We start from the raw sequence: 22,863 nt of genomic DNA, 5'->3' as shown, positions 1-22,863 counted from the left end.
TCATGACCCGATGGAACCTATCCCTCCTGCGTTGTGCCAGCCTGGTGCTGGTAACGACTTTATCGACGATCTTGTCAACTACCGCTCACGCACAGCAAAATTCTGCCGATACGGTGCCAACACCGCAAGACATTATCAATGCGCTGCAAGTGCATCCGGTCACGCATCTGAGGAGCATCCGTAATCTTGGCGTCAAGCGCAACGATGACAGTACGACGGCGGTGAGTCAGGAGCCGCATGCGGCCGGTGGTGCTATCAATCTGAATATTCAGTTTGATTACAACTCCAGTCGTATCACCGTAGCTAGTCAGCAAATCCTCAATGCACTGATCGTTGCCATGCGCTCGGAGGAGTTGGCGCAACTGAAATTCCGGATCGAAGGCCATACCGATAGCACCGGTACTGCCGAATACAATCAGAAACTGTCGCAGCAGCGAGCCGATGAGGTCCGACGGGTATTGGTAGCGGCGCACATCAATGGCGACAGACTGAGTACCGAGGGTAAAGGAGCCTCCGATCCACTTAATCCGAATGATACGAGTGCAGCAGAAAATCGTCGCGTGCGTATCGTCAGTGTGGAGCAATAGCATGGGCAGGAAGCTTTTTATGCGAACGACTCTCCAGCGTCTGGATGCTGTTTTCTGCGCCTTGCTTTTCGTCATCGGCATGATGGCTGGTTCCGTCGCCAGAGCCGCATCGACGACTCCTGCCAGCGTTGTTCAGGAAACCGATTTGCGTGATGATCGTTATGTCGATGCCAAGATACTGGCGCATCTCAAGCCTGGTCAGGACGTACAGATCATTCGTTCAGAGGCCGGCTGGGTGCTAATTCAGGTCAGCAAGAAGTCGGGCTGGGTACGCGCGAATACACTCTCCGGCAGTGGCGCGGCAGCCGCTGGTGCAGCAACAATCGAAGGTGGACGGAGTGCCAGTGGCAATATTGTGGCGACCTCCGGTATCCGGGGCTTGCCACACACGACACGCTACGCGCTGATTATCGGCGCAGGTCGTTCGGTGGCGAACGATATGCCAGCACTGACTGGCGTGTCGGAGGATATCGCCGCCGCACGTGGCATGGCGCAAGCCATGGCAGTTCCAGCGTCCAATATCTTCGTGCTGCAGGAGCAGGACGCCGGCAAGGAGGGCATTGCGCATGCAATCAGTGGACTGTCAGCAAAATTGCACGCCGGGGACCGCGTGTTTGTCTATTTCTCGGGTTATGGCACGCAGGTTCATCAGCCGGGCGCTGGCAGTTGCAGTGCGGCGCTGGTGGCCAACGATGCACAAGCGATACGTACCGAGGAGTGGCTGGAATGGTTTAAACCAGTGGCTGCCAAGGCCGACAAGTTGATGGTCTTCTTTGATGCCGGTCAACATTCTCCAGCAGCTGCCGTCAGCTGGCCGAGGCTCCAATCCAAGTTTCTGCCTGCCAGTGATGGCTGTGCGGCGACGACGCCAGATTTTTTTACGCAGGCAGTGCAAGCTGGCGCGGTACCCGGCAATCTGGTTCAGATCACGGCAGCTAGTGGTGACGAAGCAGCATTCTCGGACCCGCTTCACGGTAGTCCGAGCACGCAGGCTTGGCGGGATTGTATGATGGGTGAGGCGCAGGATCTCGATAACTCAGGTGCCATCTCGATCCACGAACTTGCCGTGTGCGCGCAGCAGAAACTCAATCGCTGGCCTGGTGCTGCCGTTGTGACTGTCGCTCAGGCTGCAGCGGTCACTTCTGATGAAGAGGTGGTACCAGCAGGACCGGTAACGACGCTGACGCCTGCGATCGTTGCGCATTTGCAGGTAGCGGGTAATGCCGCACTGGTACCGGGCTGGAGTACCCCAGCAAGTGCGCCCGCCGGTAATCATGGTAAGGACGGCAAGCTTACCGTGACGGCAGCCAGAGCCGCATTGGATGACATACTGGCACAACGCGATTCACGTCGCACGGTGACCGTGACTGCACCCGCCAGCGTGCAGATCGACAAGGACCTTCTCCAGTTTTCCGTGACGTCCTCGCAAGACGGTTATCTCTATATCGTGTTGCTGGGCTCGGATGGTGAGAGTTTTTATCTGCTGTTCCCCAATGATCTGGATCAAGGAAATCAGATCAAGGCGGGACAGCGTTTCGACCTGCCGCACAAGAGTTGGTCGATCACCGCACAAGGGCCAGCCGGAACCGATAAGATGCTGGTGCTGGTGACCGATTCTCCGCGACCGCTGGCAAAGCTTGGTGACAGTCGTACCGGTCCTTTCCTGATGACACTCAGCGACGGTGAAGGGCGCGCCAATCTGCAATGGTTATTGTCGACCTCGTTGCAGCAGGCCAATGGACAATGCAATGGCAACACTTTGGACAAGCGTTGTTCCGATGCCTTCGGTGCAAGTCTGGTGGAAATTGTAGAAAAATAAGCCAAGGTAAGGCAGGGTAAGACAAGTTAAAACGTGACAGCGAGGAAGACATGAGTACACCATACAAGATTGCGGTACTGGCGGGTGATGGCATCGGCAAGGAAGTCATGCCGGAGGGATTGCGTGTACTGCGCGCTGCGGCCAGTCGGTTCAAGATTGATATCGAACTGCAATCCTTTGACTGGGCCAGTTGCGACTACTACGCCCAGACCGGGAAGATGATGCCGGATGACTGGAAGGCACAGCTCAGCGGCATGGATGCGATCTATTTCGGCGCGGTCGGCTGGCCGGCGACCGTACCAGACCATATCTCGTTGTGGGGCTCGCTGCTCAAATTTCGGCGTGAGTTTGATCAATACATCAATCTGCGTCCGGCACAGACCTTCGAAGGGGTGCGCAGTCCGTTGGCCGGGCGAGGTGCCGGTGCTATTGACATGCTGATCGTGCGTGAAAATACCGAAGGTGAGTATTCCTCGGTGGGCGGCATCATGTACGAAGGAACACCGCATGAAATTGTGACCCAGCAATCGATATTTTCACGACGTGGCAGTGACCGGGTGCTGCGCTTTGCCTTTGAGCTGGCACGCACCAGAGCGCGCAAGCATGTCACTGTCGCCACCAAGAGCAACGGCATTTCGATTTCGATGCCTTGGTGGGATGGCCGCGCCGCCGAGATGGCGACGCAATTTCCTGACATCAGCTGGGACAAGCAGCATATCGATATTCTGTGCGCACACTTTGTCTTGCAGCCACAACGCTTTGATGTGGTAGTGGCTTCCAATCTGTTTGGCGATATTCTGTCCGATCTCGGTCCAGCCTGTACCGGCACCATTGGTCTGGCACCGTCTGCCAATCTGAACCCGGAGCGCAACTTCCCTTCGTTATTTGAACCAGTACACGGATCGGCACCGGATATCTATGGCAAGAACATCGCCAACCCGGTTGCGATGATCTGGTCCGGTGCCATGCTGCTGGACTTTTTGACTGGAGGAACCGGGGCCGGCAGACAGGCACATGATGCGATTGTGGCGGCGATCAAATCAGTCTTGGCCAGTGGGCCACACACACCTGATATGGGTGGCGCCGCATCGACCACGAACATGGGACAAGCCATTGCTAGTCTCATTGTGTAGTGTTGGGCCAATGTCGACTGTAATCTGGTCATAACCAACGACGGCTCTGACCAGAAGACTTAGTGATTGTGCCGTGGCATCTGTTCGGCCACGCCGCGATACTTTACGGCTAGCTCCATGCAGGCACCCGATTCCAGCTGCCCTACGGTACTGCGGTAGAGCTCCTGCCACGGTGTCTGACTGGGTGGTATGGCTGGCAATCCTTGTGCCTGACGTTGCGTCAATTCCTCGGTGCTGATGAGCATGTTGCAACTGCCGGTATTGAGATCGATACGAATACGGTCACCGGTACGCAAATAGGCCAGTCCGCCACCGACCGCACTTTCGGGCGAAGCATTTAGAATCGAAGGGCTATCCGAGGTGCCCGACTGGCGTCCGTCACCCAGTGTCGGCAGGGTGGTGATGCCTCGTCGCAACAGCGCGTCTGGCGGTTGCATATTGACGACTTCGGCCGATCCCGGCCAGCCTACCGGACCTGCGCCGCGGATCACCAGAATGCTATTTTCATCGATACCAAGGACAGGGTCGTTGATGCGCGCATGGTAATCGTCCGATCCATCGAACACCACCGCCGTGCATTCAAAGATCCCCTCATTGCCCGGATCACTCAGATAACGCGCGCGGAAATTGTCGGAAATGACGCTGGTCTTCATGATCGCGAAATCGAACAGGTTGCCCTGTAACACCAGGAAGCCAGCCTGCTTGCGCAGTGGCGTCGCAAACGGGGTAATGACTTCACGGTCATGACTTTCGCGACCGTTCAGATTATGGGCCATGCTCTTGCCAGTTACGGTGAGTCGCTCGGCGCGCAGCAGACCGGCTTGCTGCAATTCCCACATAACCGCAGGGACGCCGCCGGCGCGATGGAAGCGCTCGCCAAGATATTTGCCGGCTGGTTGCATGTTCAGTAGCAAGGGGACGTCGTAGCCAAATCTCATCCAGTCTTCGGGTTCCAGTTTGACCCCGGCATGGCGGGCCATCGCCATAATGTGCGGTTGAGCATTGGTGGAGCCACCGATGGCACCATTGACCACAATCGCATCAAGGAAGGCATCCCGGGTCAGAATCGTGGATGGCCGTAGGTCTTCAAATGCCAGGTCGACAATACGGAGGCCGGTTTCATAAGCCATCTGACCACGCTCGCGATAGGGCGCAGGAATTGCCGAGCAACCGGTCAGCGACATGCCCAGTGCTTCGGCAATCGCATTCATGGTAGACGCTGTGCCCATGGTATTGCAGTGGCCAGCCGAGGGCGCTGAAGCCGCCGCGATATCGAGAAATTTTTCATTATCGATCTGGCCTGCTGCCAGTTGTCGACGACCTTTCCAGATCGCGGCACCGGAGCCCACCAGCTCGCCATCCATCCAGCCATCCAGCATCGGTCCGCCAGACAGCACAATCGCTGGAATATCGACCGTTGCTGCGGCCATCAGTTGGGCCGGTGTGGTCTTGTCGCAACCCGTGGTGAGGACCACAGCATCGATCGGATAGCCATGCAGGATCTCGACCAGACCCAGATAGGACAGATTGCGATCAATCGCTGCAGTAGGGCGGCGGCAGTTTTCGAAAACCGGATGCAACGGGAACTCCATTGGTATGCCACCGGCATCGCGAATACCGTCGCGTACGCGGCGTGCCAGTTCCAGATGGATGCGATTGCAGGGACTGATGTCGCTGCCACTCTGCGCGATTCCGATGATGGGACGACCGGAGCGTAATTCGGCAGCCGTAATGCCATAGTTCATGAAGCGTTCCAGATAGAGCGCGGTCATGTCGATATGCTCTGGATTGTCAAACCAGTCCTGGGAACGGAAACGACGGGCGGGGCGATTCGACTGGGTCACTGTGATTCTCCTGATGGTGAACCGATTACGGTCATGATGGTTAGGCGCCATACCAGCCGGCATCGACAAAATAGTCGCGGCCACTGCAGCGCGCGCCACTGTCTGAGGCCAGGAACAGCGCCATGGCAGCAATGTCTTCCGGCTCAATACGTTCGGGCAGACATTGTCCCGCCAGGATGCGCGCTTCTTCCTGCGGGTTGTGCCAGAGCCGCATCTGACGTGGTGTCCGCACGGCACCGGGGACGATCGTGTTGACACGGATTCCGGCGCTTCCCAGATCGCGTGCGAGGCCGCGCGTGAGCCCTTCAATGGCGGCCTTGGCTGTCATGTAGAGCGTCAGGTCGGGTAAGGCCAGATGCCAGGAAATTGATCCCAGATTGAGAATCACACCCTGCCCCCGGGCGCGCATGCCGGTGGCGACTGCCTGTGCACAAAAGAATTGATGCCGCAGATTGACCGCCATGCGCTGATCCCAGTACGCAGCGCTGACATCGCTGATCTGATGGCGATCATCGTTAGCCGCGTTATTGATCAGCACATCGACACCACCGGCCAAGGCTTCAATCTGGGTAAAGCAGGCCTGGAGCGCATCCAGATCGGTCAGATCACAGGGCAGGAAACGTGGTGCTACCTTCACGGCGGGCGTCTGCAAACTGGCTGCCAGTGCTGCACCTTCATCGGCAGCAATATCGAGAAAAAAGACCTGCGCTCCTTGTCGGGCGAAGGCGCTGACCAGCCCCACGCCAATGCCGGTTGCGCCACCGGTAATGACAACCCGCTTGCCAGAAAGACTTGGGTAGATGGCCTGTTCTCTTTGTCCCGCCAAAGCAGGTGGGACTGCGATGTTGTTATCGGTGATGCTCAAGCTCATGCTGTCAGTCTCCTCGGTTCGGATTGTTGCCGCTAATCAGGCAGGATGGAAATGAATTGGGTGTAGGGTTGATATGTCTCATGAGTACTAGCGGTTGCCTCTGGTACTGACATCCACCCACACCGCCAGCATCAAAATGCTGCCCTTGACGATCATCTGCCAGTAGGTACCCACATCCAGCATGGACATGCCATTGTCGAGACTGGCCATGACCAGCGCACCGATCAGGGCACCGTAAATGGTGCCGGAGCCACCGCGCATGGAGGTACCGCCGATGAAGCAGGCGGCAATCGCATCGAGCTCCCCCATGTTGCCGGCCGAAGGTGATCCGGCGGCCAGGCGCGCGGTATTGACCAGCCCCGCCAGTGCACACATCATGCCCATGATGCCAAATACACCTAACTTGATCGCCTGCACATTGACACCGGAAAAACGGGTTGCCTCCATGTTGCTGCCAACCGAATAGATGCGCCGGCCAAACACGGTTTGCGTGCTCATGTAACTGAACAGCCCCAGCAAGGCCAGTAACAGCAACACCGGTACCGGTACGCCGTCGTAACTATTGAGTGTGCGTACGAAGCCAAACAGCAGCAAACCAATCAACAAGACCTTGACGCCATCGCGCCACAGTGCCGGCAGCGGCAAGCCATAGCGGGTGCGACTGTTGCGACGTTGCCAGGTCAGTACAACGGTCAGAATAAACAGGCCGATGACCAAGACTAATCCAGCCTGCGTCGGCAGATAGCCTTGACCCAGATAGACAAGATCGTCCGACACCGGTGCAATCGTCAGTCCGCCGGTGATACCTAGTAATATCCCGCGAAATGCCAGCATGCCGCCGAGTCCGACAATGAATGAGGGAATTCCTCGATAGGCGGTCAGATAGCCATTGAACAAGCCGCAGAGCAGGCCAAGTAGGAGCACTAGTACGACATTCAATGCCAGCGGTAGCTGATAGTTCACATTCAGGATGGCAGCCGCTCCGCCCAGCAGACCAAGCAGCGAACCGACCGATAGATCAATTTCACCTGCGATGATGACCAGCACCATGCCGCAGGCGAGAATGCCGGTCACTGACATTTGTCGCAGCAGGTTCGAGAGGTTGCGCGGTGTCAGAAAGCCACCTTCGGTTTTCCAGCTAAAGAAGGCCCAGATGAGGGCAATTGCAATCAGCAGCGCCATGAGCTTGTAGCGGCTAAAGAGTTGTTTGATAGACGGACGGGTCATGTGTATTCCAGTTTAGGCAGACGTCGCGGTAGCGGCGGCTGGATGGTCTGAAGTGACTGAGTGGGAAGCATCAGGCTGATGGATAGCGGCAGCCAGGATGGTTTCCTGGCTGAGATCATGGTTCTCGAAGTCACCGCGCAACTGGCCTTCGCCAATCACCAGTACCCGGTCTGACATGCCAAGTACTTCGGCCAGCTCGGACGACACCATGATGATGGCCACTCCCTGTTCTGCCAGCGCGGCAATGAGCTTGTAGATTTCGGCCTTGGCACCGACATCGACACCGCGGGTCGGCTCATCGAGGATCAGGATCCGTGGAGTCGCCAGCAGCATCTTGGCCAGTACGGCCTTTTGCTGATTGCCACCCGACAGTCCCGTAATGGGGAGGAAGGGACTGGCGGTCTTGAGTTGCAGGCGGGCGATTTGCGCCGTGATGGTTTGTAGCTCATCCTCGGCATTGATACGACCACGACGTGAGAAGTGGTCGAGTACGGTCAGTGTGATGTTTTGCCCGACACCCAGATCGCGCACGATACCGTGTTGCTTGCGATCTTCCGGCACCATGCACAGGCCCTGTGCAATCGACTTGCGCGGGCTACTGGTATCTGCCGGTTTACCATCGATGAGGACCGCACCGCTATGAAGACCGGGGTAGGCGCCAAAGATGGCCGATACCAGTTCGGTGCGGCCAGCACCGACCAATCCTGCGATACCAAGAATTTCTCCTTTTCTGATGGCAAAGGACACATCATCAACACGCTTGCGCGACGGATTGTCGACATCGTGACAGGTGATATTATGGGCCTCCAGTACCACCTCGCCGAGCTGCCTGTTACGCGGCGGATAGAGGGTGGTAATTTCACGTCCGACCATTTGCGTGATGATCTGCTCAACGCTCATGGCCTGCATGGGCGTAGTGGCAATATGCCTGCCGTCGCGAATGACGGCAATGGTGTCGCATACCGCAGCGACTTCATCGAGCTTGTGCGAGATATAGACGCAGGCGACGCCACGCGCTTTCAAGCCTTTGATGATGTTGAGCAGGATCGCAATTTCAGCGGCCGTCAGTGATGATGATGGCTCATCCAGAATCAATAGTCTGGCCTGCTTGTTGAGTGCCTTGGCGATCTCCACCAACTGCTGATGACCACCGCCGTACTGCATCACCGGCAGCGCCACGTTGATATCCGGCATCTGTAGTTCGCGCAGCAACTCTTCGGCACGCTGGAACATGGCGGGATAATTCATGCGCCCGCCGGGCAGCGTCAGTTCGTGGCCCATGAAGATGTTTTCTGCCACCGACAACTGCGGTACCAGCATCAGTTCCTGGTGAATGATGACGATCCCGGCTGCCTCGGTGTCGCGCACCGATTGCGCGCGCAGGGGCTTGCCATCCAACAGGATTTCTCCATCCCAACTGCCATGTGGATAGACCCCGGACAGGATTTTCATGAGTGTTGATTTGCCGGCCCCATTTTCGCCGCACAGACCAATACATTCGCCGGGCCGGATCTTGAGTTCGATACCATCGAGTGCGCGTACACCGTCAAACTGTTTGACGATGCCTTTCATTTCCAGCAAATACTCAGCCATACCTGTGATTCCGATGAAACGTGCAAGGAGAGTGCGCTGCCACCATTGGTGGCAGCGCCATGCGTCGGCTTACCGAAGTCGATTTACTGAATCCCGAGCTGGGCTTTGGTATAGAAACCATCATCGACCAGTACATTGACGTTGCTCTTGGTCAGAGGAATCGGCTTGAGCAGGACGGTGTCGACCTTTTTTGCACCATTGTCATATTGGGAGTTGTAGGCTGGCTTTTGATTGCGCGCCAGTTGTACTGACAGATTGGCGGCCTCGCTGGCGATCAGCTTGAGTGGCTTATAGACGGTCATGGTCTGGGTGCCGGCAATGACGCGTTTGACTGCTGCCAGATCGGCGTCCTGCCCCGAGACCGGCACCTTGCCAGCCAGTTTCTGTGCTGCCAGCGCCTGAATCGCACCACCCGCTGTGCCGTCATTGGAGGCGACGATGGCATCGATCTTGTTGCTGTTGGCGGTCAGTGCATTTTCAACAATGGACAGTGCTTCCGTCGGATTCCAGTCTTTTACCCACTGCTGACCGACAATCTTGATGTCGCCGCGATCAATATAGGGCTTGAGTACCTTGAGCTGGCCTTCGCGCAGCATCTTGGCATTGTTGTCGGTCGGCGAGCCACCGAGCAGGTAGAAATTACCCTTGGCCTGACTCTTGACAACACCTTCGGCCTGCATTTCGCCGACTTTTTCGTTATCGAAGGAAATATAGGCATCAATATCGGCATTGAGGATCAGGCGGTCATAAGACAGCACCTTGATACCGGCTTTTTTGGCTTCCTTGATGGTATTGGTCAGTACGGTGGCATTGAAGGGAACGATCACGATCACATCAACGCCGCGCGAGATCAGGTTCTCAATCTGAGACATTTGTCGCGCCTCGCTGGCATCTGCCGATTGCACATAGACGGTCGCGCCCAGCTTTTCTGCGGCGGCGGTGAAAAAGTCCCGATCGCGGGCCCAGCGTTCGACCCGTAGATCATCGATGGAAAAGCCGATCTTCGGATGTTGCGCATCGGCCAGGGCAGCGCCGCTGCTCAGGCTCAGGACCGCCAGTGATGCCAATGCCAAGATACTTTTTTTTATGCTTGCCTTCATTGTCTTGTCTCCTGTGGTTCATTATGATTTTTCATGGTGGCTGGCAGGTGCCGCGCAAAAAAATGCGCTGCAACGCGCGCTCAGTCCGGTCTGGTACTGCCCGCCACACCTTGTTGGTATTGCTTTGTCGGCGTGAACGAGTGGCCATACTATGCTTGCTCATATCGGCCTACAATTACGAAATCCGCCAGCATTGATGGCGATTCTTTCTATTGCAGATGCACAAACAGGCCGTGCTAGCGGCAGCTCGGTACAATCAGCTCAATCAGTACAGGAAGTAAAATCTGGTAATTCAGTGCAAGTCAGTTCAAGAAGCTGATCGCAGTAGCAGTTACCAGGAAGAAACCAAGAATAAGTAATAATTCGCTGCATAAGCAGGAGACATGTCGTTCATCCTTAAAGGATAGACGATCATCTGGAGGTGTCAGTGTGACAAGAATACCGACTGTGCATCGCATAGCACTGTTGTTCAATGCGAACAAAATATTCGACCGCGACATCATTGCCGGGATCGGCGAATACCTCACCAGTACCCGCGCCTCCTGGGATCTGTTTCTGGAAGAAGACTTCCGTTGCCGGTTGCAGGGCATCGAGGATTGGCAGGGCCATGGGATCATCGCCGACTTTGACGATCCTGCCATCGCCGAAGCCATGACCCGGGTCCGTCTGCCTGTGGTGGCAGTCGGCGGCTCGTATGCCGATACCGACGACTATCCGCGTGATGTCCCCTATGTGGCAACCGATAATTTCAAGCTGGTCAAGCTGGCCTATGATCATCTGATTGAGGCTGGACTGCAGAATTTTGCCTGTTTCAGCCTGCCACCAGCACCCACCAACCGCTGGGCGCAGGAGCGTGAGAAGGCGTTCACTACGCTGACGCAACGCGATGGCATCAGCGGTCATGTCTATCGTGGTGTCGGTACCAGCGCGCAATCCTGGGATAACGCTGTCGAGCAGCAGATTGCCTGGGTTCGCAGCCTGCCCAAGCCGGTCGGCATTATCGGCGTGACCGATGCGCGTGCCAGACAATTATTGCAGGCTTGCCTGTGTGCCGGCATTGCGGTACCAGAACAGGTCGCCTTGATCGGTATCGACGACGATCCCTTGGCGCGCATCCTGACGCGGGTGCCGCTGAGTTCGGTGATTCAAGGCACGCTGGAGATGGGCCGCACGGCGGCGCATCTGCTCCATCAAATGCTGCACGGCGCCAGTTTTACCGATACCCGTATTCTGGTGCCGCCGGCAGGTATCAATGTACTCGCGTCGAGCCAGCATGAGGTACGCACCCATCCGCATGTGATGCAGGCGCTGCATTTCATCCGTCAATATGCGTGCCAAGGGATCAAGACTGAACAGGTCGCGGACTACGTTGGCATTTCGCGCTCGTCACTGGACTGGTACTTCCGGCGTGAGCTGCGGCGCAGCGTGCATGATGAAATCCTGCGCTTTAAACTGGAGGCAGCATGTCAGATGCTGCGTCAGAGCGCGTTGAGCATTGCCGATGTCGCTGTGGCGTGCGGCTTTACCTCGGTCCAGTATCTGCATGTGGTGTTCCGGCGCGAGCTCGGTTGTACGCCCAAGGAATATCAAGACCAATTGTTGTCGGCCAGTGGCAAGGCTGCCGTACCATCGGCCGCAGACGGACTGGACCGTACCACCAGTATCGAGGTTATCGCAGCGCGTGCTCCGCATACACCTCATGCATCGCATGGTATGCGTCGTTTGCCTTCAATTACCCAGTCTCTGCGTGCGTCCGATTGACGTATCGGGTCACTTTTTTACTTCTTACTTTTTACTTTCAAGATCAGAGCCAACGATGTTTCTCAAACATGTCAGCATCAGCAGCACCCCGGCAGGATCAGGCGTTACCTGGTACACCTTGCGCAATAGCAGCGGTATGCGCGTCATCATCAGCAATCGCGGGGCGGCCATGGTGTCGTGGTGGGTTGCTGACCGCTATGGTCATGAAGATGACGTCCTGCTGGGTTACCCTGACGATGCAGGCTATGTCGAGAATCTACCCTACTTTGGCGCGATCGTCGGCCGCTGGGGCAACCGTATTGCCAAGGGACAGTTTAGCCTCGATGGTGTGGTCTATCAGGTCGATTGTAACGATGGGGACAATCATCTGCACGGTGGACATGCTGGCTTTCATCGTAAGCTGTGGCAGGTTCAGCCCGATCCCGAAGGACTGCGCATGACGCTTGCGGTACCCGCTGGTGAGGCTGGATTTCCTGGCGCATTGCTGGTGTCGGTTCTATATCGCTTCAACGATGACGGAGCCTTGACGATTGACTACAGCGCCACGGCCGATGCCGCCACACCGATCAATCTGACCTCGCATGCCTATTTCAATCTCAATGGTGGCGTGGCTGATATTGGGGATCATTTGATCGCCATTGATGCGGATCGCTATCTGCAGGTCGATGCCGGGCTCATCCCAGTGCGGGCTGCCGACGTGGCTGGCAGTGCGTTCGATTTTCGCCAGCCGGCACCGATTGGTGCCCGACTCAGTTGGCCAGACCCGCAATTGGCGCTGGCTGGTGGTTTCGATCATTGCTATTGCCTGCGGAAGCAGGAACAGGAACACTTGTCATCGGCACTACGCCAGGTAGCGCAGGTATCGGACCCCGGGTCAGGACGCCAATTGACGATCTTGACCACCGAGCCTGGCTTGCAGTTCTACAGCGGTAATTTTCTGGCAGGTGTGCAGGGACGGGGCAGTGCACCTTATGCGCTGCATGACGGCTTCTGTCTGGAAGCGCAGGCGTTCCCCGATCAGGTCAATCATGAAGACAGCGCTGCCGTCATTTTGCGGCCGGGTCAGTTATACCGTCAGACGACGGTGTATCAGATGGGCTTGCAGGGAATTGCCTAAGCGTACATCAGCTTGCATGCGGAGAGCGTTAGTCTGACAGCACGCGCAGACGTTGCACGCCGCGCCATTGCGCTTGCGGTGCCAGATGCACTGGTTGAGCGACCTGCGCGGCTTCAATGCAGAGCATGCGAATCCAGTCGGACGGCACCATGTCGCCGAGTTGTTCGGCTTTGCTCGGACCGGGGTTCCAGACTACGCTGTCGCAGAATCCTTCTTGATCGACTTGCAACAGTGCGCGCTGCGTCACGGTTGATTGCAATTGCAGGCTTGGCGGTGGCGACAGATAGATGCGATCGGTCTCCTCGGCAATGTGCAGCAGTTTGTCGAATTGCGTGGCTTGGGTTTGACCCTGTGCACTATCAATGTAGTGCACATCCTGCAACCCACTGACCGATAGTTGCCGTACATCCTCGCTTGCCAGGTAGGTATGCAGTGCGCCGGTAAAGCTGAAAGCGGAAGTGCCCTGATTACTGACCGTAAGGCCGACTTCCAGGGTATTGGTACCGAGCGCGATATCGAGCTGCAGTTCGAACTCATGCGGCCACAGGGCACGCGTGGCGTCACTGGCAGCCAGCCACAGATGCGCCCGCGCGACTTCCTCCGCATGGATTGTTGAGACACTGTCGGTATGCCAGACGGTGGTGCGCACCAGTCCATGTTTTGGCAACGGTCCGCGATCGGCGAACTGGGGGAAGCAGATGGGCACGCCGCCCCGTGTTGGGCCACCGGGTTTGGTCGGCAGCATTTGACTACAGTACAGACGTTCGCCGCCGTTCGCTGTGCGCCAGGACAGGATTTGACCGCCATACAGGTTGATCACGGCACTGTCGCCTGCCAGGTTGCGTAAGCGGATCAGACCGGCGGGTGTGCTGGACGGGTCATCAGGATAGGGCATGGCGGACTCGATTGGTGAGGGCTTGTACAGACGTCATTGTTGGCGTTCGACCTGAAACAGTAGTCCGGATTTGATGATTTGTGCTGACAGAATGCGGTCGCCGATGACTTCGCTCATGTTTTGCCCTGGATTGTTCAGGGCATTGTCGACCAGCTGCCGGATCAGCGCGGGCAGCTTGTCTTTGGAACCATCGCTGACCACACGCGCAATGGTTTCCGCGCACAGGTAAAACTCGGTACGCGCGGCTTCGGTAGGCTGGGTCAGCAGGGTACCGATACTCTTCAGGTCGCCGTTTCTGGCGAAGGTGCCGATGAGCGTGGTGCGCGACGGACCGACCTGAGTCTGGAACACACGGCGTTCGCCGTTATTGGCCAGAGCGGTCACATCAATGACGTACAGCGCAGCCATGTGGGCTGCATCGGGATCCTTGCGGTCTTCTAGTACCTCGATCATGGTGCGATTGAAGCGGGTCGCAAACAAGGTAGGCGAAATATCGAGAGATTTTTCTGCGGCGGCAATGGCCTTGAGTTGATCCCGAATCGAGTGATCACATCCGGTAACGGTCAGTGTCACGGCCAGCAGGACAGAGAAGCAGACGCACAGGCGCGAAAGAGTAGTATTCATTGCGGTTTTCATCGGATAGCGACACAAATCTGGCAAGAAAAAAGCCCGGTGTCGGGATCGGTGCGATCACCCGGGCGATAACGCTCGAAACAGGGACGGGCATCCATCGTCAAACCTTGTGCCGGCAGCAGTTCACTGAACATGGCTTGCCAGGCTGCGCCAATGTCGCGTGTATCACCATGAAAGTCGAACACGGCATAGCGTCCGCCAGGCAAGTTCAGTTCGTGTGCCGGAGCGACAATCGGAGTTTGCTTCGTGACTTCGACACAGGCATCGTAGCGACATAGTTCGGGTGGCGTGTGCACTGGGTCATCGAGGCCAATGCCATAGCAGATGGCCGTTGCGTCCATCGCGCTGGCCGCGCACCACGGCAAAAACTGCGCACGCCAGAATGTGCCCAGCGCCGGGCCATAAGGACCGGTGTAGCGTAACGCAGCAACCCGCGCAGGAGGGAAATCAAGAATCTGTAATGGCATCGCGATCAAGGCGTGACAAAGATGCGCATATGATACCGCACCGTCCCCGCTGGCAATGTACTCAGTACGGTATCAGTGGCTGTATTTACGATGCGTCGCCAGCAGCAGGTCGAGCAGCTGGGAGAGCCTCTTGCCGGCCTGACGTACATGCTGTTTCTTGTGCTCGTACATGCGCGAATCGGCACGTTTCATCAGTTCACTGATATTGGCGGGCGCCACAGTAGTATCGACCTGGCCGACGCTAAAGCGCAGTTTGTAGCCGCGATTGCTGCTGCGGTTGTGTTGTTGTACTGCCTTCTCCAGGCAACGTAGCGCAACCAGTGCCTGATGACGGGTGGTGTTGGGCAACATGACCGCAAATTCATCGCCACCAAGGCGTCCGATAATGTCTGACTGGCGGAAGGATTTTGTCAGAATGGCACTGAAATCCTGTAGCGCACGATCACCCTCGGCGTGACCGAACTGATCGTTGATTTGCTTGAACAGGTCCAGATCAAAGTACAGCAGCGACACCGGTTTACCAAGACGCTGGCACAAACTCAGCGCTTGCTCCGACATGGCATCAAATCCGCGGCGATTCGGAATACGTGTCAGCTCGTCGATGGTTGCCAGTTCCATGGCAAACAGCTCCTGCTCGGCCATCTTGGCCAGATCGCGCAACAATGCCAGATCATCCTCGCCAAACTGGTGAGGCTGGTTATCGATCAGGCACAATGTCCCGAGCGGCTCGCCGTCACCGACACAGATCGGATAACCGACGTAAAAGCGTACACCGCTATCACGTCCGACCAATGGATTGTTGCTGAAGCGTTGATCCAGGGCGGTATCTTGCAATACCAGCAGTTCGTCACTGGCGCCGGGAGGAGTGAAAAATGGCGGTTGTGCCAGGCTGGCCTTGCCAGCTTTGCCGCTGCGTGTCTGCCAGGGCTGGTCGGCCAGACTGACAAAGGCAACCGGCACGTTGAACAGGCGCTTGGCCAGGCGGGTCAGGCGTTCGAAACGTGCCTCTGCAGCACTGGCCAGCAAGCCGAAGGCATGTATTGCGTCAACCTGGTAGAGCTCATTGATCGACATTTCAGACATGTTCATGGCAGGGCCTCAATTCTTGGCAAAGACAACGACAAGCAATGCCGGGCGGTGCTGCTGGTCAGATTGTGTCAGACCTACCCGGCGAAAGTATTTCTTGTAACGACAGCCCGCCCGCTTTCTGAAGTGCTGGATTGAAAATTTACACTTGTAGCTTTGACATGTGTTGTCGTTTTGCCATGTTTATGTTGCTAATTGCCGAAATGATAAGAGGCACCACCCATGCCATCGGCATCGAAGCCGGCAGTGATTGTGTGTTCGCTACCGCAAAACAGGACCTTCCATTGCTCTTGCCAGCTGCCGCGCAACGGATAGGTGCCAACCAGCAGTGGATTCCTGAGTGGCAGCCAGATGGCATTGACCAATGTGCTGACCTTGCCGACCGAGATCAGTTTGAAGTCGCTGCATTGATCAACGTTGGCACCGCCGTCACGGCTGATGGCTTCAGCCACGGCTGAGCGTGCCGCTGGCAATGCATCGACAATCAGCTTGGGGCCGGCACGGGTTGCGCCCAGTGTTTGTACCTGATGTGCCAGCTGCAGCATGTCGCGGTACTTGGGTGGCAGCTCCGGATTGCCACCTAGCAGGGCCAATACCTGCTGAACGGTACCACCGCCACTTAACTCGTTGAGGATTCCCGCGAGCGCGAGTCGGGCTGGCATATAGTCAGCGTCGGCGGCACCGGCCAGCGCTTCGAGTGCCTCAATCTGGTCGCTGCGCTGGGCAACGCTGCGACTGGCGATTTCATCGTAGCGTGCCTGAATCATGGTGCCGTTGATGCGGTACTGGTTTTCAGGATCCAGCTGGTAGGCTTGCCATAGCAGGAACCCGGCGCGGGCATCTCCGCCATCAATGGCCTTGCGGGTCCAGATACGGGCTTCCTTCAGATTGACAGGCAAGCCCTGGCCGGGCAAGTTGAGCTGGGCATAGATGGCGTAGCAGGTAGGTTCGCCACCTTCGGCGCACTCCTTTGCCAGGCGCGCTCCGGCATGGACGTCGGCAGCAGTGCCTACGCCGCGCACAGTCATCATGGCGAGAAAGGATTTGGCGCGATTGTCGCCGTCGGCTGCCAGGGAGGAAAATTCCTTGTAGGCCGCTTCATATTGCTGAGCGTCGTAGGCTTTGAGTGCACTATCGATATCGGCGTGGGCCGGCGCAGCTAGCAGCAGGCCGCATAGTGACAGGCCGAGTGAGACTGCGCGCAGTGGATGAGGTAGGTTCATGGTGTTTGACTGGAGTCGGAATCAGGATGATCTGGTTGATTGCTATCGCGGTAATGCGTGTATTTACGGGATTGTCCTTTGACCTTGTCGACCGGGTATTTCTCCCGGTTGAGCTGCATTTTTTCGAGCACTGCACTATACAGGTCGACATTGACCTGATCGGCTAGCCGGATCAGATAAACCAGGCTATCGGCCAGTTCGTGACGAATGCCGAGGCGCTGGGCGTCATCAAGCTCGTGATCGGCACCGGTGGGCAGCCATTGAAACTGCTCTACCAGTTCAGCAACTTCGACCGACAGCGCCATGGCCAGATTTTTCGGTGTATGGAACTGCTGCCAGTCCCGTTCTTCGGCAAATTGCCGCACGATATCGCGCAATACCAGCAGGTCGGATGGCATAGTGCCTGAAGTGCTCATGATGATGCCTCAAAAAATTGCCTCTGTAACAAGGCTAAACCCATAGTTTACTGCTGCAGACGGAAGTCGCCGATTCTGCCACACTGCGAGCTGTTCCTTTTGCAGTTCCTTTTTCTGCTCCTTTATTTACTCTTGTTCGATACTCATCATGACTATGGATGCGCACTGGACTGACGGTTACGTCACCGATATCGGCTATACCCACGGCTATTATCCGCAGCTCAATCCGGCACGCCTGCAACTGGCACTGGCTGCCGTCGGCCTCGATAGTCCGGTGGTGCACTCGGCCTGTGAGCTGGGGTTTGGTCAGGGCTTGAGTATCAACCTGCATGCTGCCGCGTCCGCCGTGGCCTGGCATGGCAATGACTTCAATCCAGCGCAAGCCAGCCACGCCGCAACCCTGGCAGCAGCGGCTGGTAGTACGGCCAGATTGTCCGCGGCCAGCTTTGCCGAGTTTTGCGATAATGAGACGCTGCCGCAATATGATTTCATCGCCTTGCATGGCGTCTGGAGCTGGATTTCGGCAGCCAATCGGGATGTGATTCGGCGCTTCGTCGAGCAACATCTGAAGCAGGGCGGGGTACTCTACATCAGCTACAACACCCAGCCGGGATGGGCAGCGTTCATGCCCCTGCGGGATTTACTGCTACGCCATTTCGACATGCCGGCCAATGCCGGACTGAGCAGCAGTGAACGCATCGATGCAGCACTCGATTTTGCGACCCGGCTGTTTGCTACCAACCCGGTGTATCTCCAGGCGAACCCCTTCATGCAGGAGCGGCTGGAACTGCTCAAGAAGCACAGCCACCATTATCTGGCGCATGAATACTTCAATCGTCACTGGCATGTGCAGTCGTTTGCCGACATGGCTGACATGTGGTCGGCGAGTGGTTTGCAATTTGCCTGTTCAGCTGATTTTCGTGACTATCTTGATCTGGCCAATCTGAGTCAATCCCAGCAGCAGTTCTGTGGCGAGCTGGAGGACCGGTACCTGCGCCAGGGAGTGCGTGACTTCATGGTGAACCAGCAATTCCGACGCGACTACTGGGTCCGCGGTGCGCAGCCACTCGATCCAGTGCATCATCACGCCGTCCTGGCGCAGCAAAGGGTGGTCTTGCTTACCACGCCGGCGCATATCCCGATGACACTCAAGACCGTGGCCACCGAAATTACCCTGAACCAGCTTATCTATGGACCGATTATTGCCGTACTGGCTGATCTGCAACCACATACGCTGGGCGAGATCGCCGGTATCGTCGGCAATCGCAACATCGGTTTGCAGCAGGTACTGGATGCCTTGATGATGCTCATCGGTTGCGGCCATGCCGCGCCGGTGCAGTCGGACGACAACCGCGCCGCCGGAGTGGCAGCCAGTGCCGCTCTGAACCGTCATCTGCTGGCACGGGCAGCCCAACATGGCGATATCGAACATCTGGCCAGCCCGGTGACCGGCGGCGGCGTGCCAGCTGACCGTATCCAGCAATTGTTCATGCTGGCGGTACTGGAGCAGCGACAAACACCGCAACAGATCATCGACTTTGCCTGGCATCACCTTGCTGTACAAGGTAAAACGCTGATCAGAGACGGCCAGCTTCTGGCCTCTGATGCAGATAACCTGGATGAGATGTCGCGACTGGCGCAGCAATTTTTTGTGGAGCGGCTGCCTTTGTTGCAGGCATTACAAGTGATTTAGCATAAAATGAAAGACGTTTACGGGGGTAGTCGTCGCGAAGAAATTGCTGAAAAGACAAGATTTTGAAAAAATCATTGCGGGCTAATTTGCTGAACTGGACCTTGAAAACCAAGGTCATCATCGTGGTTGTGATGGCGGTTCTGGTCACCACGGCGGTCACCGTTTCTGTGTCGCTGTACATCATGAAGCAGGATCTCAAGATTCTGATCGGCGAGCAACAATACAGTGCGCTCAAGAGTATCTCGGTTTCTATTGATGAAAGCTTTTATAACCGTCGTGTGGCGCTACGGGCGCTAGCCCAGGGCTTGCCCGGGTCGGCCATTACTCATCCAGAGCAGTTGCAGGAATACATCGGTGTTCACAGTAGTCTGGCCGAGATCTTTACCAATTTTCTAGTAGTCCGGGCCGATGGTGAATTGTTGGCCAATTACGTCAATACCACCGTCGTCGGCAAAATGAGCTTTGCCGACCGGGACTACATGCAGCGCACCCTCAAAGAGCGCCAGGGCATCATTTCCGGACCATTCCGAAGCAGGATCATTGATCGCCCGGTCGTCGTCATGACGGAGCCGGTATTTGATGCGCAGGGCAATGTCGTCTTTGTGTTCGTGGGCAGCATTGATCTGCAGCAAGATAGTTTTGTCAGCCATTATTCCACCCTCAAATTTGGCAAGTCGGGTTTTATGTTTATCGTGGCGCAGGACGGGACTATCGTCAATCACCCGAATCCTGCGCGACTTCTGCAGCGTGTCGATCCGCAGAGCAATGCCAGTGTGGCCATCAATCGTGCGTTGGGTGGTTTTGAGGGGAGCACTGAGGGCATCACCCGTGAAGGGCAGAGTGCCTTGTTTTCGTTCACCCGGATTCAAAGTGTGGACTGGGTCATCGGTTCCGTGTTTCTGGAGCAGGACGCGCTGGTGCCAATCAAGGAGATGCAGCGTCAGGCCTCACTGGTGACGCTGGTATTGGCCATCGGGGCGGGGCTGCTTGCCTGGATCATCATGTCGCGCCTGCTCAATCCCTTGCGCCGCTTGCATCGGCATATACAAAAAATCCATGCCGACAAGGTCTACGATGAAGTGCCACTGTATTACCGCAATGATGAAATTGGCGATCTCGGAAGCGCCTTCAATGCACTGATGCGTGAGCGCCGTGATGCAGAAGTTGAGCTGGAGCAGGCGCGCGCGCATCTCGAAAGTATGAACAAGACGCTGGAGCGACTGGCACTGGAGGATGATCTGACCGGACTGTCGAACCGGCGGCGCTTCGATCTGGCGCTACAGGAAGAATTCAGTCGCGCTATGCGGACCGGGCAGCCATTGGCATTGGTGATGATTGATGTCGATCACTTCAAGCAGTTCAATGATCTCTACGGGCATCTGGCCGGCGACGATTGCCTCTACAAAGTTGGTCGCACGATTCGGGCACAACAGACTCGTCCCGGCGATGTCATGGCGCGTTACGGCGGTGAGGAAGTGGCGGTCCTGCTGCCCGGCGCCGATTTACTGGGTGCGCTGGCGGTCGCCGAGCGTATTCGTCATGCGGTGCGTGAACTGGGAATTATCCATGCCGGTAACCCTGGCGGCATTGTGACCATCAGTGCCGGGGTCGCCGCGATCGTGCCTGAGCGGGACCTTGATGAGCCCGATAAATTGCTGGGACTGGCCGATAGCGCGCTTTATTTTGCCAAACAACAGGGCCGTGACCGCGTCTGCAGCACGCAGGATTTACCGCTGCTGTAAGCGCACACTCTGCCACGATGGCCCTGTCGATTTTCTTGCCGGTGGTCACACTATCCTCTCTACTCCCCGAGCTTGTGGAAAGTCTGATCCAGACGCTGTGACGCCTGTGCAAGCTTTTGTCGCTGCTGCTGCAGCCATGCACTATCACGGTTGAGCTTGTCCTGCTCGGCACCAAGCATGCGCATGACTTCCGCGCGTTGCGGACCGCCCAATCCCTTGCTCGATGAGAGCATGTTCTGCGCTGTGACGGCGGTCTGGTACTGCGCCTGGGTGAGCGGGAACTGGGTGCGTTCAAAGTCGAATTTTTTGACTGCTTCCGCATAAATCTGCTGCACTACATCAAACGAAATATCGCCTGGTTTGAGCTTGTTGGTCCTACCATAGGTCACCAGATCAGAGGCAAAATGATGACCGACCCGGAACGGGACATCTGCCTCACGCTGCAGGATATCGGCCAGTTCCGTGGTGGTGGAATAGTCTGCATCGACTTCCTGCAAGGCACGTTGTTTGTCGATCACCAGATTGTTGAGCAGATCGGCCATCTTGATGAAGGCATCGCTGGTCAATTCGAGTGTTTTTTCAACCTGGTCACGCTTGTAGTCGGGCATGCCGGGGCTGACGTTGTGCGCCTCGATCTCATAGGTCATCGCGCTGCCAACCACTTCACTGGCCTGCAAGCGCAGGATGTTGATGCCATAAGGATTGCGCTTTTGCGGCATGATGCTACTGGTGCCGGTAAGGCGACCTTCCTGAATCATGATCCACGGATAAGGCTGGTGGTATTGGGTATGGAAGTCTTGCATCAGGATGCCCATGGTTAGCGCGGCATTACTGCACAGACTGGTCAGTTCGACACCGGTATCGAGTGCCCCCAGCTGGGCGGCATCGTAGGAGTTCTCGACGGTACCATCGAAGCCCAGCAGCTCGGCCAGGCGGTGTCGGTCGACCGGAAAGCTGGAGGTGCCCAAAGCAGCTGCGCCCAGCGGGCTGAGGTTGAGTCGGGCATAGGCTTCCTGCAGGCGCGCGCTATCACGACCAAAGGCTTCGGCGAAGGCCAGCAGGTAGTGTGCAAATGTGGTGGGCTGCGCCTGCACGCCATTGGTGTAGGCCGGTACGATCGTGTCGACATGCTGCGCTGCCAATGCCAGGATCTGTGCCTTCGACTGGTTCATGGCCGCCATCAGGTCCAGCACGCGTTCACGCTGCATCAGGCGACGGTTGGTTGCCAGAATATCCTGACGACTGCGACCCGAATGCATACGCGAGCCGTCTGGTCCGGCAATGGCCAGGATCAGTGGCTCATATTGCAGATAGTCAGCCGGACGTTTGGCGCCGGGCTGATCGCCGTCGCGGATCACCTGGTCAACTGCGTTGACAATCGTCTTGCCCAGCCCAGTCGGGACGATTTTGTTTTCGATCACCATTACGGTCGAGGCCTTGTTCATTTCACCCAGGAAGTAAAAGGCGTCGTGGTAGACCGGTGCCTTGTCGGTGCTTTGGGCCTGAGCGGGCATCATTGGCACACTGCCCATTATGGCGACTGCCAAGGCAATACAGGTTGTCATGCGTCTGGCGTGAAGCCTGTATGCGGATTTGCGCCGAGGCTTGATTGGGTCGTGACGTGTCTCGTGGTTCATCTCTTGGTCCTTGATGTTT

Annotated in this window: 19 protein-coding genes; 7 read left to right on the top strand and 12 right to left on the bottom strand. The window is 56.8% G+C overall.

Annotated elements, in window-relative coordinates:
- The first annotated feature begins 2 nt into the window (after positions 1 to 2).
- Genes FHW66_RS20735 through FHW66_RS10665 form a run of 3 tightly spaced genes read left to right on the top strand, consistent with a single transcriptional unit; the run spans position 3 to position 3,539 of the window.
- Entirely contained in the window at positions 3 to 587 is a 585-nt protein-coding gene (locus FHW66_RS20735; protein ID WP_221196974.1) for an OmpA family protein, read from the top strand.
- 19 nt (positions 588 to 606) lie between these two features.
- Entirely contained in the window at positions 607 to 2,406 is a 1,800-nt protein-coding gene (locus FHW66_RS10670; protein WP_183379775.1) for a DUF4384 domain-containing protein, read from the top strand.
- A 50-nt stretch (positions 2,407 to 2,456) separates the two neighbouring features.
- Entirely contained in the window at positions 2,457 to 3,539 is a 1,083-nt protein-coding gene (locus FHW66_RS10665) for a tartrate dehydrogenase (protein WP_183379774.1), read from the top strand.
- Positions 3,540 to 3,598: 59 nt separating this feature from the next.
- Here FHW66_RS10665 and FHW66_RS10660 read toward each other — a convergent pair whose 3' ends face one another.
- The 5 genes from FHW66_RS10660 to xylF all read right to left on the bottom strand — a co-directional run bounded on the left by FHW66_RS10660 (position 3,599) and on the right by xylF (position 10,174).
- A complete protein-coding gene (locus FHW66_RS10660; RefSeq protein WP_370543445.1) occupies positions 3,599 to 5,383 on the bottom strand; it encodes an IlvD/Edd family dehydratase in 1,785 nt (594 codons plus the stop codon).
- Positions 5,384 to 5,423: 40 nt separating this feature from the next.
- A complete protein-coding gene (locus FHW66_RS10655) occupies positions 5,424 to 6,254 on the bottom strand; it encodes an SDR family NAD(P)-dependent oxidoreductase (protein WP_183379772.1) in 831 nt (276 codons plus the stop codon).
- A gap of 87 nt (positions 6,255 to 6,341) precedes the next feature.
- Positions 6,342 to 7,481, bottom strand: a complete 1,140-nt coding sequence (locus tag FHW66_RS10650) for a sugar ABC transporter permease (RefSeq protein ID WP_183379771.1) — start codon at positions 7,479 to 7,481, stop codon at positions 6,342 to 6,344.
- 12 nt (positions 7,482 to 7,493) lie between these two features.
- The gene (gene xylG / locus FHW66_RS10645) at positions 7,494 to 9,074 is read right to left on the bottom strand and encodes a D-xylose ABC transporter ATP-binding protein (RefSeq protein ID WP_183379770.1); all 1,581 of its coding nucleotides are present in this window, start codon (positions 9,072 to 9,074) and stop codon (positions 7,494 to 7,496) included.
- Between the two features lie 83 nt (positions 9,075 to 9,157).
- Positions 9,158 to 10,174 (bottom strand): D-xylose ABC transporter substrate-binding protein, encoded by a 1,017-nt coding sequence (xylF, locus tag FHW66_RS10640; protein ID WP_183379769.1) that lies wholly within the window; start codon positions 10,172 to 10,174, stop codon positions 9,158 to 9,160.
- A 429-nt stretch (positions 10,175 to 10,603) separates the two neighbouring features.
- On the opposite strand from xylF, the gene FHW66_RS10635 reads away from it, so the two are divergent.
- Positions 10,604 to 11,935: a DNA-binding transcriptional regulator gene (locus FHW66_RS10635; protein WP_183379768.1), complete on the top strand. Its 1,332-nt coding sequence runs from the start codon at positions 10,604 to 10,606 to the stop codon at positions 11,933 to 11,935.
- A gap of 55 nt (positions 11,936 to 11,990) precedes the next feature.
- On the top strand, positions 11,991 to 13,052 hold the full coding sequence (locus FHW66_RS10630; RefSeq protein ID WP_183379767.1) for an aldose epimerase family protein: 1,062 nt from the start codon (positions 11,991 to 11,993) through the stop codon (positions 13,050 to 13,052).
- Positions 13,053 to 13,080: 28 nt separating this feature from the next.
- On the opposite strand, the gene FHW66_RS10625 is transcribed toward FHW66_RS10630, so the two are convergent.
- The 6 genes from FHW66_RS10625 to FHW66_RS10600 all read right to left on the bottom strand — a co-directional run bounded on the left by FHW66_RS10625 (position 13,081) and on the right by FHW66_RS10600 (position 17,772).
- Positions 13,081 to 13,947, bottom strand: coding sequence for a D-hexose-6-phosphate mutarotase (locus FHW66_RS10625; RefSeq protein ID WP_183379766.1), 867 nt, complete (start codon positions 13,945 to 13,947; stop codon positions 13,081 to 13,083).
- A gap of 33 nt (positions 13,948 to 13,980) precedes the next feature.
- The gene (locus FHW66_RS10620) at positions 13,981 to 14,571 is read right to left on the bottom strand and encodes an aldehyde dehydrogenase (RefSeq protein WP_183379765.1); all 591 of its coding nucleotides are present in this window, start codon (positions 14,569 to 14,571) and stop codon (positions 13,981 to 13,983) included.
- 8 nt (positions 14,572 to 14,579) lie between these two features.
- Positions 14,580 to 15,047, bottom strand: coding sequence for a GyrI-like domain-containing protein (locus tag FHW66_RS10615; RefSeq protein ID WP_183379764.1), 468 nt, complete (start codon positions 15,045 to 15,047; stop codon positions 14,580 to 14,582).
- 72 nt (positions 15,048 to 15,119) lie between these two features.
- Positions 15,120 to 16,136, bottom strand: a complete 1,017-nt coding sequence (locus tag FHW66_RS10610; protein WP_183379763.1) for a sensor domain-containing diguanylate cyclase — start codon at positions 16,134 to 16,136, stop codon at positions 15,120 to 15,122.
- 188 nt (positions 16,137 to 16,324) lie between these two features.
- Positions 16,325 to 17,356: a tetratricopeptide repeat protein gene (locus FHW66_RS10605; protein ID WP_183379762.1), complete on the bottom strand. Its 1,032-nt coding sequence runs from the start codon at positions 17,354 to 17,356 to the stop codon at positions 16,325 to 16,327.
- A complete protein-coding gene (locus FHW66_RS10600; protein WP_183379761.1) occupies positions 17,353 to 17,772 on the bottom strand; it encodes a nucleotide pyrophosphohydrolase in 420 nt (139 codons plus the stop codon). The genes FHW66_RS10605 and FHW66_RS10600 overlap by 4 nt, the downstream gene beginning before the upstream one ends.
- A gap of 148 nt (positions 17,773 to 17,920) precedes the next feature.
- Between FHW66_RS10600 and FHW66_RS10595 the strand changes: the two genes are divergently transcribed.
- Positions 17,921 to 19,465: a methyltransferase regulatory domain-containing protein gene (locus FHW66_RS10595; RefSeq protein WP_370543444.1), complete on the top strand. Its 1,545-nt coding sequence runs from the start codon at positions 17,921 to 17,923 to the stop codon at positions 19,463 to 19,465.
- 62 nt (positions 19,466 to 19,527) lie between these two features.
- A complete protein-coding gene (locus FHW66_RS10590; RefSeq protein WP_255458921.1) occupies positions 19,528 to 21,207 on the top strand; it encodes a GGDEF domain-containing protein in 1,680 nt (559 codons plus the stop codon).
- Between the two features lie 59 nt (positions 21,208 to 21,266).
- On the opposite strand, the gene FHW66_RS10585 is transcribed toward FHW66_RS10590, so the two are convergent.
- Positions 21,267 to 22,772, bottom strand: coding sequence for an argininosuccinate lyase (locus FHW66_RS10585; RefSeq protein WP_183379760.1), 1,506 nt, complete (start codon positions 22,770 to 22,772; stop codon positions 21,267 to 21,269).
- Positions 22,773 to 22,863 lie beyond the last annotated feature (91 nt).

This window comes from Herbaspirillum sp. Sphag64 (assembly GCF_014192645.1).
GTDB lineage: Bacteria > Pseudomonadota > Gammaproteobacteria > Burkholderiales > Burkholderiaceae_D > Herbaspirillum.
This window is presented reverse-complemented; position numbering and strand designations above follow the sequence as displayed.

Coding starts and splice junctions, on each gene's coding strand:
- FHW66_RS20735 (WP_221196974.1), top strand. CDS start 3: ATGACCCGATGGAACCTATCCCTCCTGCGTTGTGCCAGCCTGGTGCTG.
- FHW66_RS10670 (WP_183379775.1), top strand. CDS start 607: ATGCGAACGACTCTCCAGCGTCTGGATGCTGTTTTCTGCGCCTTGCTT.
- FHW66_RS10665 (WP_183379774.1), top strand. CDS start 2,457: ATGAGTACACCATACAAGATTGCGGTACTGGCGGGTGATGGCATCGGC.
- FHW66_RS10655 (WP_183379772.1), bottom strand. CDS start 6,254: ATGAGCTTGAGCATCACCGATAACAACATCGCAGTCCCACCTGCTTTG.
- FHW66_RS10650 (WP_183379771.1), bottom strand. CDS start 7,481: ATGACCCGTCCGTCTATCAAACAACTCTTTAGCCGCTACAAGCTCATG.
- xylG (WP_183379770.1), bottom strand. CDS start 9,074: ATGGCTGAGTATTTGCTGGAAATGAAAGGCATCGTCAAACAGTTTGAC.
- xylF (WP_183379769.1), bottom strand. CDS start 10,174: ATGAAGGCAAGCATAAAAAAAAGTATCTTGGCATTGGCATCACTGGCG.
- FHW66_RS10630 (WP_183379767.1), top strand. CDS start 11,991: ATGTTTCTCAAACATGTCAGCATCAGCAGCACCCCGGCAGGATCAGGC.
- FHW66_RS10625 (WP_183379766.1), bottom strand. CDS start 13,947: ATGCCCTATCCTGATGACCCGTCCAGCACACCCGCCGGTCTGATCCGC.
- FHW66_RS10620 (WP_183379765.1), bottom strand. CDS start 14,571: ATGAATACTACTCTTTCGCGCCTGTGCGTCTGCTTCTCTGTCCTGCTG.
- FHW66_RS10615 (WP_183379764.1), bottom strand. CDS start 15,047: ATGCCATTACAGATTCTTGATTTCCCTCCTGCGCGGGTTGCTGCGTTA.
- FHW66_RS10610 (WP_183379763.1), bottom strand. CDS start 16,136: ATGAACATGTCTGAAATGTCGATCAATGAGCTCTACCAGGTTGACGCA.
- FHW66_RS10605 (WP_183379762.1), bottom strand. CDS start 17,356: ATGAACCTACCTCATCCACTGCGCGCAGTCTCACTCGGCCTGTCACTA.
- FHW66_RS10600 (WP_183379761.1), bottom strand. CDS start 17,772: ATGAGCACTTCAGGCACTATGCCATCCGACCTGCTGGTATTGCGCGAT.
- FHW66_RS10595 (WP_370543444.1), top strand. CDS start 17,921: ATGACTATGGATGCGCACTGGACTGACGGTTACGTCACCGATATCGGC.
- FHW66_RS10585 (WP_183379760.1), bottom strand. CDS start 22,772: ATGACAACCTGTATTGCCTTGGCAGTCGCCATAATGGGCAGTGTGCCA.